Below are 13,012 nucleotides of genomic sequence, written 5' to 3'. Positions count from 1 at the left end.
ACACTGCTATATCCAACGGATATGTTCTTTGCTGCATTTTGTTTTCACTGATCGTGCATATTCAAACTCCATTTACGTCCATTCCTTAACAGCATCCAAGCGATTTCTAAGGACTCAATCCTATTCAATTTCTTTTAAAATCAACCCTGCTCTCAATCCAATTTTCACATTTGGATTTGGAAATAAAATCCACACCTGTTGGTCATCAACCACCGTATTTCCAGCGTATTGAGTTGCAATCAATTCGCCTTTCTCAAACCGAGAAAAATTCGGCGCATCTGCATTTAACTTGAGTTGGAAGTCTTCACTTTGCTTTAAAATCGAATCCACTACTTTAAATTGGCGGATGCTTGGCTTGTGTCGTACAGGCAATGCCTGACCTGACAGCACTGCACGTAATACCTGATCAATCGCGGCAAATTCCGATAAATCATTTTGACCAAAGGGTTTGGCCTTGCCTAACTCCAAAGTGCTACTGGCTGCCTGAAAAGTTTCAGCGGTGAAGTGAGTAAAGGTTTTACCTGCCGCATTGTGATAGACCAAGGCATCAAGGTCAGCCGCATTGAGACTTTGAATCAAGAAGTCATCGTAAGCTTGGAGTTGATAGGGAAATAAGGCGAAAACTGGCAATAAAGAGGTACGAATTGCAGTATGCAAATCATAATGATAACGCGCAGCATCTGGGTGACTTTGAGCAAAAAACTGCGCCGTGATCTGCTCTAGTTGTGCTGCTCGATACGTTTCTCGATCTGGTGTGAGATGCTGATAAGCCCCACAAAACATCCGATTCATATCATTTTCAAGATAACGAACACCTTGGCGAATCGCTTCAGGATTGCCCAATACAAACAGTACCCGAGCCCCTAAAGTGAGGTGTTGGGTAAATAGGTCTTTGATGATGTTTGCGAGCAACTCGATCGGTGCAGTTTCATTGCCATGAATCCCAGCAGACAACACCACGGTCTTGCTATAGCTTGATTTTGGTGTACATTGCAATAGCCCTTCAGCAAGCCACTGCCATGTAAAGCCTGCTGTTTCACCCTGAGTTTGCTCAGGTGTTTGTTGTTCTAAGGTCAGTGTCAATAAATCAAGCATGTACTTTCATTTCCTTATCTAAATCTCCCCTTACCCCTCTTTGTAAAGAGGGGAAAACTCAAAGGAAAGATTTTTATTCCTATACTTCTATTTATCTTTGAAAGTGATAAACCGAACCTAATGCTAATATTTTGGTCAATTCATCTAACGCAGTACGGCTCTCGATCAATAAACTTGGGTCTGCCAAGTCATCCTGAGTCAACTCATCACGATAATGCTGATCGACCCACTGATTCAGGGTTTTAAACAAAGCATCATTCATAAATAAGTTCGGATTCACGGCAGCTAACTCAGCCTCATTGACTGCAACACGTAACCGTAAACATGCAGGTCCACCGCCATTGCGCATACTTTCACGCAAATCAAAAACTTTAAGATCATCAATCGGCGTACCCATCTGAATCATGTCATTCAAATAGCTCCACACTGCTTTGTTCTGACGCGACTCCTCTGGCACAACGATACTCATGCCACCATCTGCACGCGTCAAAATTTGACTATTGAACAAGTAAGTCGCGACAGCATCCTCAACCGTGACACGATTTTCGGGTACTTCAATCGAAATGAATTCTTGCTCAATCCCTGCCATTTTTTGACGAATTGCATTCAATGCTTCGGCTTGATTTAAAAAAGCCTGTTCATGATGAAATAGCACCTGTTGATTACTCACGGCAATGACATCATTATGAAACACGCCTTTATCAATCACTTCAGGGTTCTGCTGAATGAATACCGTGCGTTTTGCATCTAGACGATGTAAACGCGCGATTGCTTCACTGGCTTCACGAGTTTGACGAGCAGGGAATTTTTGTGGTGCAACCACACCACCGAATTGTTGCTGCCCATACACAAAAACTTGCACACCCTTTTGGTCATACCCACCACCCAGACGATTATGGTTGGCCGCACCCTCATCGCCAAACAAAGCAGCTTCTGGCAATGCTTCATGATGCGTGAAATATACATCATTATTGAACATCGCTTGAAGGATACGTGTGGTCGTATGATGCTCAATTGATCGATGGAACTTATTATTTAAATTAGCGGCGGTAAAATGTACACGTCCATCGGCACTATCCGCAGATGGAGAAACCGTACACGCATTTGCGGTCCACATCGATGATGCTGAACTTAAGGATGACAATAACGCAGGTGCAGTGCGCATCGCCTGTGTAATCACCTCAATATCGCTACCAGTAAAACCGAGACGGCGTAAGGTGGGAACATGGGGACGTTCTTGTGGCGCAAATACCCCCTGCTTAAGCCCTAAATCAGCAAGGGCTTTCATTTTCATTAAGCCTTGCTTGGCAGCTAATTTAGGGTTTGAGGCATTATTACGGTTTTTGGTCGATGCAACATTACCAAAGGATAAGCCTGCATAGTGGTGAGTTGGCCCAACTAAACCATCAAAATTGATTTCATAACCTGACATTTTTTTCTCCATATCGTCACGGCACGATTTAACTTAGAGCACAATGCCCGGTGATAATTTTGAAGGAAGTGTGACGCTGTCACTTTCCATTGATGCCATTGGCCACGCGCTATAATCAGCGGCATAGAATGCACTGGCACGATGGTTTCCAGATGCACCAACACCACCAAAAGGTGCTGCACTCGATGCACCTGTTAATGGTTTATTCCAGTTCACGATACCTGCACGCGCTTCAATCAATACACGCTCAAATAACTGACGTTGTGGTGAGACCAAACCTACAGCCAAACCAAAACGAGTGTTATTGGCAATGTTTAAAGCCTCATCAAAATCGTGATAACGATAGATGGTAGTGAGCGGACCAAAGTATTCATCATCAGGAATGTCAGCGACATCGCTGACCTCTAAAATACCTGCAGTCAGTAATGAGTTATCGGCTTGTGGACGTGTCATTTCCAAGAGTGGTTTTGCACCTAGAGCCATCAATTTGCTTTGCGCTGCTAACATTTGTTCAGCGGCATGAGCAGAAATCACACCGCCCATGAACGGTTGCGGTTCAGCATTCCATGCACCCACCACCAAGTTTTTCGCCACTTCGACAAAACGCTGAATAAATGCATCACCATTGGCACCTTGCTTGACGATGATACGTCTAGCACAAGTACAGCGTTGACCCGCGGAGACAAATGCAGACTGAATCGCTAAATTTACCACTGCATCAATATCACTTGCTTCATCAATAATGAGGGCATTATTGCCCCCCATTTCAAGCGCAAGAATTTTTTCAGGTGTACCCGCCATTTGTTTATGTAGGTGATAGCCAGTGTTGGCACTGCCTGTAAACAGCAAACCGTCAATTTGCTCAGCAGCAGCTAAGGCTTCGCCAGTGTGACGTCCGCCTTGCACAACATTAAGTACACCTTTTGGTAGACCCGCCTGTTGCCATAATTTTGCGGTTTCTTCTGCTGTCCAAGGTGTAAGTTCACTTGGTTTAAACACCACTGTATTCCCAGCAATCAATGCCGGAACGATATGACCATTCGGCAAGTGTCCAGGGAAGTTATATGGACCAAATACTGCCAAAACGCCATGCGGGCGATGGCGCAAAGAAGCAATGCCATCAGGCATTTCTGTTTCGCTAAAACCAGTCCGTTGATGATAGGCGCGAATTGAAATCGCCACTTTGCCAATCATCGCTTGGACTTCAGTCAAGGTTTCCCAAAGTGGTTTACTGGTTTCTTGGCTAATCACTTCTGCCAATTGATTTTTATTTTGCTCAAGTAAAACTGCAAAACGTTCAACAATCTCAATACGTTGTTCTAATGCCAAACGTGCCCATGCTGGAAATGCTTGGCGTGCGGCATCACATGCTTGCTCAATATCCGCAGCGCTGGCTTCATGCCCAGCCCAAATTTGCTGATTGGTAACAGGATCTGTTTTGCTCAAAGTGCTACCGTGTCCCTGTACCCAAGCGCCATCAATGAGTAATGCACCTTGTGTCATTTTTGATTCTCCATATTTTCTAATGCTAAAACGCGCACTTGATCTTGTTGTTGCACATTGAGTGCCTGCGCCTGTGTTGCGGTCATCAACAAAATATCGTCATCAGATACATGGTTGTTGATGAGCAACACGCAATAATCTTGGTATTGGTCATTTGCGACCAAATAGTGAATATCTGCCGTCTCTATCTGTTCGGCAATTTTGACCGTCAATACACGGCTATGTTTGACGGCACGTAGATCAGCAATATTGGCTTCTAGCGTTGGACCTGCATCGAAAATATCGACATAACCTTGATATTTAAGCCCTTCAGACATCAATACTTTTGCAGCAGGAAGCGTATGTGGATGCATTTCAGCAATCACTGTTTGCGCCTCTTGTGGAAGTAAATCGACATAGACAGGGAATCGTGGCATCAACTCAGCAATGAAAACCTTTTGCCCAACGCCACTTAAATAATCAGCAGCAGCAAAATCCATATTAAAAAAGTGATAGCCCAATGCATTCCAAAATGGTGAATAGCCATTTTGATCTGAAAAGCCACGCATCTCGGCAATCAATCTTTCTTCAAAATACGACCGAAACGCCGCAATAAATAGAAAACGAACCTTAGATAAAAATTTTCCGTTTTGATTTTTACGATAATCAGGATCAAGGAACAGGGTACAAAGCTCACTGCAACCGGTATGATCATTACTTAAAAATAAAGTCTCTAAAGTTTTATACACATTTAAAGTTTTAGAGGCATGTACCTGTTTAGCAACACGAAAATTATAGAAAGGTTCATTTAAACCTACTGCAACTTCAATCGCACTGACACCTACAATTTTGTGAATGCTGGTGTCTTCAAGCACAAACAAATAGCTCGCATCACCCTTTTCGGCTAAACCCGCTAAAGTATGCGTGGTGCGGGTAATCCGCTCCGCCAAGATCGCTTTATTTTGCGGCAAGGAGGTCAGACCAATGCCTGACTCCCCAGCTCGTTGCGCCAAACGATAAATATCATCTAAGTCCCGATGCGCTGCATGTCTAACAATCATCATGGTTAGATGCTCACTAAAGATTTAGAGGCGTGCTAAAGCACGAGCAAAACGGTTTAGACCTTCATCAATATCATGTTGTGGGATAATCAATGAAGGGGTAAAACGCACCACGTCAGTACCTGCAACCAAAGCTAAAAGACCTTCTTCACCTGCTAAAGTGACGATATTTTTGGCTTTACCTGCATATTGATCTTTGAGTACACAACCAATCAGTAAGCCCTGCCCACGAATTTCTTTGAACAGATTAAATTCAGCATTGATTTTATTTAAAGCATCGACAAAGTACTGATGACGCTGTTTGACCCCATCCAAAACTTCAGGTGTATTGATAAATCCAAATACCGCTGCGGCCACCGCAGATGCCAATGGATTGCCACCATAAGTTGTGCCGTGATCGCCCACCGCAAACATGTTGGCGTATTTATTCGTGGTGATCATGGCACCTATAGGGAAACCACCACCGAGTGCTTTTGCTGTGGTCAAAATATCTGGTGTAACACCTGTATTCATATAAGCGTAGAGCGAACCTGTACGACCAACACCTGTTTGTACTTCATCAAAAATCAGCACTGCGCCTTTTTCATCACACAGCGCGCGTAAACCTTTTAAGAACTCAAGATCAGCAGGAACAACCCCACCCTCACCTTGGATCGGTTCAACAATCACCGCGCAAGTATCATCAGTGATGACAGCTTTTGCAGCCTCTAAATCATTGAATGCGGTATGTTCAATACCTTCAGGCAGTGGCGCAAAATCTTGAGAATATTTCGGTTGGCCACCAGCAGTCACGGTAAACAAAGTACGACCATGAAAGGCATTTTTAAATGCAACGATATGATTCTTTTTTGGGTTGCCGCTGAGTAAACCCACTTTACGTGCCAGTTTTAATGCGGCTTCATTGGCTTCTGCACCAGAGTTACAGAAAAATACTTTGTCTGCAAAAGTACTATCGACCAATTGCTTGGCAAGACCCAATACAGGTTCATTGGTATAACCATTACCAATATGCCAAAGCTTTTGCGCTTGTTCAGTCAATGCATTAACTGCAACTGGATGGGCATGACCTAGCGCATTGACTGCAATTCCACCTGCAAAATCAATATATTCTTTTTCATTTTGATCCCACAGACGAGAGCCTTCACCACGCACTAAAATGAAATTTGCTGGCGCAAAAACGGGAACCATCCAATCATTAAAATTGCTACGTGTAATCGCGACATTGCTCATTTTATTTACTCACTTCCTGTTTGATCGTCGGGCTGTTTAAATATTTAACAGCCCAGTTTTAAACTGATGTACAAGGGTCTATGAATGTCAACAGATCCTAAACTTAACCGGGGAAAATACCGCGTTCTTTACGCGCTTTTAAAATACGTTCGCACGCCAAGATATATGCAGCAGTACGCAGGCTACATGCTTTATGCTGGGCAATTTCCCAAACATCTGCCGTCGCTTGAATCATTAATTTGTCGAGACGTTCATTGATCTCATCTTCTGTCCAGAAGTAACTCGCCATATCTTGAACCCATTCAAAATAACTGACGGTCACACCACCAGCGTTACAAATTACATCTGGGACAACAACGATGTTTCGATCAATAAAGACATCATCTGCCTCTGGATAAGTTGGACCATTTGCACCTTCAAGTACGATTTTGGCCTTTAACTTTTGTGCACGTTCAACGGAAATCTGACCTTCTAATGCCGCAGGAATCAGAATATCCATATCGACATCCCAAAATGCTTCATCTGCAATCACTGTGGCATCGGCATAACCCATCACGCCACCCTGTTCTGTAACATGGTTTTGCAATGCTTTTACGTTTAGCCCTTCAGCATTAAAAATGGTGCCTGTATGGTCTTGTACACAAACCACTTTTGCACCTGCATGACTAAACAAATATGCGGCTTCGTTACCTACATTACCAAAACCCTGAACCGCAACTTTACTGCCTTCGACAACCAGATTGATTTTTTTGGCGACTTCTAAGCCAGTAACGAATACTCCACGACCTGTTGCACGAACACGCCCCAACGAACCACCTAAATGTACAGGTTTACCTGTTACTACGCCGGTTACAGTATGACCTTTGATACTTGAGTAGGTATCCATCATCCAACCCATAATATCGGCATTTGTACCCACATCTGGTGCAGGAATATCAATTTGAGGACCGATAATTGGACTGATTTCGCTGGTAAAACGACGGGTTAAACGCTCTAATTCACGTGGTGAAAGTTCTTTAGGATTGACACGGATACCACCTTTGGCGCCACCAAATGGCAGATTGAGTACGGCAGTTTTGATGGTCATCCAAGCAGATAATGCCATGACTTCATTCAATTCAACATCATGATGATAGCGGATACCGCCTTTACCCGGACCACGCGACAAGTTGTGCTGTACGCGGTAACCCTCAAAATGACGGATACTTCCATCATCCATCACAATTGGAACATCCACGATTAAAGTACGTTTTGGGCGTTTCAGCGTATTCACAAAATTACTGAGGTCTGCATCTAAATATGGTGTCACTCGATCAATTTGAGTGAGATAAGTTTGCCAAGCACCGCTATTTTGATCCGTATATGATAAAGACATCATCTGTTCCTTAATTAATCAATTATCCCTGTTATCTACAGATTCCCTTTTTATTCAGGGTCTCCTTTTCACCCCATCCTCCCTGATCCACATTCAGCTTCATAAATTGAGTGAAATGTTTGGGGCTTCGTATAATCATTATTATTAAGAATCAAAATGATTCATAAAATTTGTTTTTATGACTAAAATGAATTATTTTTTAGCAATCTGCTCATAGTAAATAGCAAAATGAACAATATTGATCATATTCTCTTAGGATTACTGAAAGACAATGCACGGATGTCGATTACAGATTTGGCTGCCAAGACACGCGTATCCAGAGCAACGGTGCAGAAGCGTATTGAATACATGGAATCGACTGGTGTTATTACTGGATATACGGTGCGTTTCCGCCCAAATGCAGAAAAAAATATCATTCGAGCATGGATGAGCATTATGGTTGAAGGAACCAAAGCGCAGGCCGTCATTCGAGAATTACGCTTAGAATCTGCGGTGGAGCGTCTGCATACCACCAATGGAAAGTGGGATATTTTGGTGGAATTACAATCAGATAGTTTAGAGAATTTTGATAAAGCTTTGGAAAGGATCCGAAATATTTCAGGGATCTATAATAGTGAAACCAGTATTTTGTTATCGACTTATAAAATTTAAAGTCCTCTTATACTCACTTCCTGACTCCAAGTGGAGTTGGGTTGTTTGTGAATATGCCAACATAGTTGATGAATAGATTTCATTAATGGCTGATTCTGGCGATCCCATGTTTCTAGCTCACAATAGGCAATATGAATCCCTTTAGGATGAAACTCTCTTGATAATGACTGTGATAATGCCCGAATACTGGCAAACATACTTTGAGCGAGAAGATCAGCATTTGATATTATTTTATTTTGCATACCAAGGAAAATGAATGTGCCTTTTCTCTGTGCAAGCATATGCTTAATCATTATTTGTGAAATACTGACCGCACTTAGCCCTGTGTTTTTCCACTGTAACTCAACCTGTTGAATAGAAAGCATATCTTCTTCATTTAACACTTTAAAACTGGGTTGAAATATACAAAGTTCAATGTGATGTGCTTGCTGTCGAATGTGCTGCATCAAGTTTTTTAATGCAACAGGATTGACTAAATTTACATAGATCGTCGTAAGTTCTGGATTCTGACATTCTATGTGTATTGAAGTATGTTTAGCATCATTCAAGACTTGATAAACATGTAACTTTTTTTGCTTACACTGTTCCACACAAACATGGCTAAGATGATGTATTTCATCACCAACCACAACGATACAGCCCTGTGCTTCTAAGTCTTGGCGAAAGAAGTAATTAAAGATCCTTTTCATCTTAAAACCGCTCCCTAAAAGGACGTAAATCTAATTCATGTGTCCACAAATCATTGCTTTGTTGATATAGCATTAAATAATTGTCTGCAATTGCCTCAATATTTAAACCACCTGTACCGCGCGTCAATCTCGCTAAGCGTCCAAGACCAAACAATGCATGATTGACCCGATCTCCATCGACCATGCCATCAACCACAACATGCGCAATATGTATATTTTTCGGCTTATACAAACTTGCTAAATTGAGCGCATAAGCACGTAGCGCCGATTTGCCCATGGTAAATGCTGCGAAAAAAGGTTTGCCACGTATGGATGCACTTGCACCTGTGAAAATCAAGGTTCCTTTTTGTTGCTGCTCAAAAATCTTGAGGCACGATTGTGAAACTAAATAAGCAGATAGAAAGGTAGACCGCCACATGTTTGAAAAGAATGAAAGCTTGTTTTTTAAAAACAGGGATGGAATATTGCCACCGACATTATGTGCAACCACTTCAAGCTGTTCATTCTGAGAAATAATCTTCTTAAATAAAGACTGAATCTGTTCAGGATCTTCTGCATCTAGTTTATAAGCAACAGCATTTCCACCGTGCTGAGTAATGGTTTGAGTTACTGCTTGCAACTTATTGAGGGTTCGACCAACCACATAAACTTTTAAACCGACTTGAGCAAAACGCCGTGATATAGCTGCGCCGATGCCTTGCTCTGCCCCCACTCCAATGACGACAGCGACTCGCATACTCATATCAATGCGATCCAAGCCGCGATGTTTGGATAACTGTTAATTTTCGGTCCCCAAATTTTACTGGTGCGTATAATTTCTAAAAGCTGAGAACCCACTGCAATATCTGCAACTGTTTTACGATCACCAACCAACCAACCTGTAGCACCTAGCACCAGTTCAATACGTTCTAAATGGCGAATAAACTCAGCTTCGATATCTGACTTTGACATACGACCTGTGCCCTGCATTTTGAGCTGGAAATTCAAAGCCGATCTCAACAAAGGTTTCATCAAAAATGCTTCATGCTTAGGACGACCTTCGGCACTAATTGCAACAGCGTGGTTTAAGGCATCAACATCACTGACTCGAAAATGAACCTCATAGAAATACAATAATTCGTCTGCCCAGTCTTCCCAAAGTTCGACGTAAGCCTTTTGTAATGGATCAGTTGGATAAAGTCTTGGGGAATCTGGGTATGCTTCATCGAGATAACGGGCGATTCGCGTACTATCCTGAAGACGTTGATCATTAATATCTAATACAGGTACTTTACCGACCTTACTGAGCATGGGAACTTTTGCACCCAAAACACCATTGTAGTTTACAGTTTCAAATGCAATTTCTTTGAACCTCAACATTCTGGCTACTTTCTGGCAGAAAGGTGAAATTTCCCATTGATGTAACACCGCTGATTTTTTCATTGTTTTCCCTATAAAATTATTATGTTGCTTGTACTGAATGAGATTTGTAGGAGACACCAATAAAAGTAATATGCTCCCAATGAAGCATATCACTTAGAGGCTATACACCTTACACTTCAACTAAGCACGAATAATCATATTGGTGGCAGTGGCATGGGCATACAATTTGCCTTCTTCATCACGAAGATAACCTTCCGAAATCACCAAATTCTTTCCAACATTGATGACCTTGCCTTCAGCAATTAACTTTTTATTAAAGGGCATTGGACGACACATTTTAATGGCTAAATCGGTTGTTCCGTATCCCTCACCTGCCGCAAGCACAGTATGTGTTGCACAACCTGTCACTGAGTCCAAAACTGTCGCTGCGAAACCGCCATGCACGCCGCCTAGTGGATTGGTATGACGCTCATCTGCAACCGCAATAAATACGATACGACCATATTCAACCTCTCCGACACCTTCCATTCCCATGGTTTTTGCAATACCGGGAGCTGGTACTAAGCCTTGCTGAAATGCTTGCATGAGTTCTAAACCAGTCATATTTGATGGATTCATACCTGTTACCTATCTGATGAAAAAACTAAAAATATTTTTTTAATGAATAAAGGTCGATTGTTCTGGAGACAAACCAATTTTTATTTTGGTTTGCGCCACGATTTCAGATTCATCCGTATCATTTGGATGAAAGTTAAAACGATAATAAGAGAAAAACTGCGGTACTAACTTTCGATATGCTTGTACCGTAAACCCAGCAAATTTTACCCAAGATTTCAGATTCAACATTTGTTTATCTCTAGACATTAACATCACTTGATAAACATTTGACATAAGCGTGATCAAAGCAATGCTAAACGTAAAAATCGCAACTCTAGGGATATACGCAGATAGCCCTTTACCATACAAATATTGATACATATCGTAAGCAACAGCTTTATGTTCTGTCTCCTCAACACTATGCCATAACCAAAGGTTACGAATGGTTTCATCTGTCATTAATTCATTGACGTTTTTCATCATTTCCACTACCAGTACAGCGGTGTAATGTTCTAATCCGACTGTGACTAATAAATTCCATTTTTTTGGGAAAGTTTTTTCAATCGCTTTGAGCATAGTGCCTGTGATCTTTTCTAATGATTCAGGGTCTAAACCATATTGTTGAGCACTAAGGTGAAATGCGTGGTGCTCTTTGGAATGCATGGCTTCTTGACCGATAAATGCACCAATATCACGGTCTAATTGCTCATTCTCTTTTACCTGTCCACGCAAAGCACGAACTGATCGCACAAAGTAGGATTCGCCCTCAGGAAATAACGTGGATAAGCCTGTGAAGTAATGAGTAAAAGTAGGCTCATTATTACACCAGTACTTTGGCATATCCTCAAACTCATAATCCATACGGCGTACTGGGAATGATGCAGGTGTTTTTTGCTTTGTTTTTTCTTTCAACACGGATACAGACATGACTCACCTCAAAAAGTTTATCTCAAAATAGTAAGTTCCAAAAAAGTACTTACACAATCAAAATAACGATGCTAAGATATATTGTCAATAAAGCTGATGTCTTAATGGCTCAAGTTGTCCTAAAATGACAGTCTTGTTCCTGTAAAGATAAATAGATGGGGGTATTCAATGAAATGGCATGAACTCGGTGAAATGAACTGCCCAATTGCAAGGACGTTGTCTATCTTTGGGGATCGTTGGACCTTACTTATTATTCGTAATGCCTTTATGAAAACTCGACGTTTTGATGACTTTCAAAAGCAGTTGGGTATCACTCGTCATTTATTAACTGAACGAATTAATCGTTTGGTAGACAACAATATTTTTGAGAAAGTGCTCTATCATGAAGCACCAAAACGGTATGAATATAGGCTGACAGAAAAAGGACTGGCACTTTACCCCATCCTTGTCACCATGAGTGGTTGGGGAAATCTTTGGCAAAATGAAAATAAAGAATTCCCAGAACTTCGCTATCTACATAAAAGCTGTGGCAATGTCACCAAGCCCACACTTACATGTGACTGCTGCGGTGAAGAACTTAATGCAAGACAAATGTCCCCTGTCTATGTTTCAGAAGAAATAAAGAAGATTAATATATAAGTACTACAATAAAATCATAAAAATTGCGTTTGGGCATAAAAAAAGCCACATCTGAGGAATGTGGCGAAGGGTTTTTCATACTGATACGGCTTTAACCTATGCATAGACTAATTAGCTAAGCTTAAATGAATCTGAATTCTTGCGGATTTAAAATAACTTTTTTGATGGGTTAGATTTGCTTTGTTGACCAACTACAATAAATTGAAATGACCAATACCGCTGTCGTAAGTAAAATTTTCCCAATTTTTACCCAGAGATGGGAAACGAGAACATCCCTATTGGGTTAAGTAAGAAAATGTGGCAATAAAAAAGCCACTTATGATAAGTGGCTTTTTTATATAGAGAATTTTGGTGGAGATGGCGTCAATTGAACTAAATTAATAAGCACATGTTATTTAATAACTATTTTTTACATTAAAATACCAGTGTACACCACAGTGTACAAATTATCTGTTGCTAGGATTATTTTATT

General features: G+C 41.3%; 13 protein-coding genes. 2 read left to right on the top strand and 11 right to left on the bottom strand.

The window, feature by feature from the left end; all coding sequences use genetic code 11:
* Positions 1-120: 120 nt before the first annotated feature.
* The 6 genes from astE to F991_RS07290 form a co-directional block, all read right to left on the bottom strand.
* Positions 121-1,095 carry a succinylglutamate desuccinylase gene (gene astE, locus F991_RS07315; protein WP_004670279.1) on the bottom strand — a complete coding sequence of 325 codons (975 nt, stop codon included), beginning with the start codon at positions 1,093-1,095 and terminating at the stop codon, positions 121-123.
* Between the two features lie 91 nt (positions 1,096-1,186).
* The gene (gene astB, locus F991_RS07310; protein ID WP_004670277.1) at positions 1,187-2,527 is read right to left on the bottom strand and encodes an N-succinylarginine dihydrolase; all 1,341 of its coding nucleotides are present in this window, start codon (positions 2,525-2,527) and stop codon (positions 1,187-1,189) included.
* 33 nt (positions 2,528-2,560) lie between these two features.
* Complete coding sequence (gene astD, locus F991_RS07305; protein ID WP_004670275.1) at positions 2,561-4,030, bottom strand: succinylglutamate-semialdehyde dehydrogenase; 1,470 nt, start codon at positions 4,028-4,030, stop codon at positions 2,561-2,563.
* Complete coding sequence (gene astA / locus F991_RS07300) at positions 4,027-5,073, bottom strand: arginine N-succinyltransferase (RefSeq protein WP_004670273.1); 1,047 nt, start codon at positions 5,071-5,073, stop codon at positions 4,027-4,029. The genes astD and astA overlap by 4 nt, the downstream gene beginning before the upstream one ends.
* A gap of 21 nt (positions 5,074-5,094) precedes the next feature.
* Positions 5,095-6,300 carry an aspartate aminotransferase family protein gene (locus tag F991_RS07295; protein ID WP_004670271.1) on the bottom strand — a complete coding sequence of 402 codons (1,206 nt, stop codon included), beginning with the start codon at positions 6,298-6,300 and terminating at the stop codon, positions 5,095-5,097.
* A 103-nt stretch (positions 6,301-6,403) separates the two neighbouring features.
* Positions 6,404-7,678, bottom strand: coding sequence for a Glu/Leu/Phe/Val family dehydrogenase (locus F991_RS07290; RefSeq protein ID WP_171063423.1), 1,275 nt, complete (start codon positions 7,676-7,678; stop codon positions 6,404-6,406).
* 225 nt (positions 7,679-7,903) lie between these two features.
* On the opposite strand from F991_RS07290, the gene F991_RS07285 reads away from it, so the two are divergent.
* Positions 7,904-8,326, top strand: a complete 423-nt coding sequence (locus F991_RS07285; RefSeq protein ID WP_004670267.1) for an Lrp/AsnC family transcriptional regulator — start codon at positions 7,904-7,906, stop codon at positions 8,324-8,326.
* On the opposite strand, the gene F991_RS07280 is transcribed toward F991_RS07285, so the two are convergent.
* The 5 genes from F991_RS07280 to F991_RS07260 all read right to left on the bottom strand — a co-directional run bounded on the left by F991_RS07280 (position 8,323) and on the right by F991_RS07260 (position 11,901).
* Positions 8,323-9,015 (bottom strand): Rossmann-fold NAD(P)-binding domain-containing protein, encoded by a 693-nt coding sequence (locus tag F991_RS07280; RefSeq protein WP_004670264.1) that lies wholly within the window; start codon positions 9,013-9,015, stop codon positions 8,323-8,325. The two genes, F991_RS07285 and F991_RS07280, sit on opposite strands and share 4 nt — an antisense overlap.
* Before the next feature lies 1 nt (position 9,016).
* On the bottom strand, positions 9,017-9,757 hold the full coding sequence (locus F991_RS07275; RefSeq protein ID WP_004670262.1) for an SDR family NAD(P)-dependent oxidoreductase: 741 nt from the start codon (positions 9,755-9,757) through the stop codon (positions 9,017-9,019).
* Positions 9,754-10,437, bottom strand: a complete 684-nt coding sequence (locus F991_RS07270) for a glutathione S-transferase family protein (protein ID WP_004670261.1) — start codon at positions 10,435-10,437, stop codon at positions 9,754-9,756. The genes F991_RS07275 and F991_RS07270 overlap by 4 nt, the downstream gene beginning before the upstream one ends.
* Before the next feature lie 120 nt (positions 10,438-10,557).
* Positions 10,558-10,995, bottom strand: a complete 438-nt coding sequence (locus F991_RS07265) for a PaaI family thioesterase (protein WP_004670259.1) — start codon at positions 10,993-10,995, stop codon at positions 10,558-10,560.
* 39 nt (positions 10,996-11,034) lie between these two features.
* Positions 11,035-11,901 carry a metal-dependent hydrolase gene (locus F991_RS07260; RefSeq protein WP_004670256.1) on the bottom strand — a complete coding sequence of 289 codons (867 nt, stop codon included), beginning with the start codon at positions 11,899-11,901 and terminating at the stop codon, positions 11,035-11,037.
* Between the two features lie 168 nt (positions 11,902-12,069).
* Here F991_RS07260 and F991_RS07255 point away from each other — a divergent pair, with 168 nt between their 5' ends.
* Entirely contained in the window at positions 12,070-12,540 is a 471-nt protein-coding gene (locus tag F991_RS07255) for a winged helix-turn-helix transcriptional regulator (protein WP_004670255.1), read from the top strand.
* The last annotated feature ends 472 nt before the right edge of the window (positions 12,541-13,012 follow it).

The organism is Acinetobacter sp. CIP-A165 (assembly GCF_000367985.1).
GTDB lineage: Bacteria > Pseudomonadota > Gammaproteobacteria > Pseudomonadales > Moraxellaceae > Acinetobacter.
This window is presented reverse-complemented; position numbering and strand designations above follow the sequence as displayed.

What these genes read in the sequence shown, in the direction of transcription:
- F991_RS07280 (WP_004670264.1), bottom strand. Translation starts at nt 9,015, where the DNA reads ATGAAAAGGATCTTTAATTACTTCTTTCGCCAAGACTTAGAAGCACAG.
- astA (WP_004670273.1), bottom strand. Translation starts at nt 5,073, where the DNA reads ATGATGATTGTTAGACATGCAGCGCATCGGGACTTAGATGATATTTAT.
- F991_RS07290 (WP_171063423.1), bottom strand. Translation starts at nt 7,678, where the DNA reads ATGATGTCTTTATCATATACGGATCAAAATAGCGGTGCTTGGCAAACT.
- F991_RS07275 (WP_004670262.1), bottom strand. Translation starts at nt 9,757, where the DNA reads ATGAGTATGCGAGTCGCTGTCGTCATTGGAGTGGGGGCAGAGCAAGGC.
- F991_RS07255 (WP_004670255.1), top strand. Translation starts at nt 12,070, where the DNA reads ATGAAATGGCATGAACTCGGTGAAATGAACTGCCCAATTGCAAGGACG.
- astB (WP_004670277.1), bottom strand. Translation starts at nt 2,527, where the DNA reads ATGTCAGGTTATGAAATCAATTTTGATGGTTTAGTTGGGCCAACTCAC.
- astE (WP_004670279.1), bottom strand. Translation starts at nt 1,095, where the DNA reads ATGCTTGATTTATTGACACTGACCTTAGAACAACAAACACCTGAGCAA.
- F991_RS07265 (WP_004670259.1), bottom strand. Translation starts at nt 10,995, where the DNA reads ATGAATCCATCAAATATGACTGGTTTAGAACTCATGCAAGCATTTCAG.
- F991_RS07270 (WP_004670261.1), bottom strand. Translation starts at nt 10,437, where the DNA reads ATGAAAAAATCAGCGGTGTTACATCAATGGGAAATTTCACCTTTCTGC.
- F991_RS07260 (WP_004670256.1), bottom strand. Translation starts at nt 11,901, where the DNA reads ATGTCTGTATCCGTGTTGAAAGAAAAAACAAAGCAAAAAACACCTGCA.
- F991_RS07295 (WP_004670271.1), bottom strand. Translation starts at nt 6,300, where the DNA reads ATGAGCAATGTCGCGATTACACGTAGCAATTTTAATGATTGGATGGTT.
- astD (WP_004670275.1), bottom strand. Translation starts at nt 4,030, where the DNA reads ATGACACAAGGTGCATTACTCATTGATGGCGCTTGGGTACAGGGACAC.
- F991_RS07285 (WP_004670267.1), top strand. Translation starts at nt 7,904, where the DNA reads ATGAACAATATTGATCATATTCTCTTAGGATTACTGAAAGACAATGCA.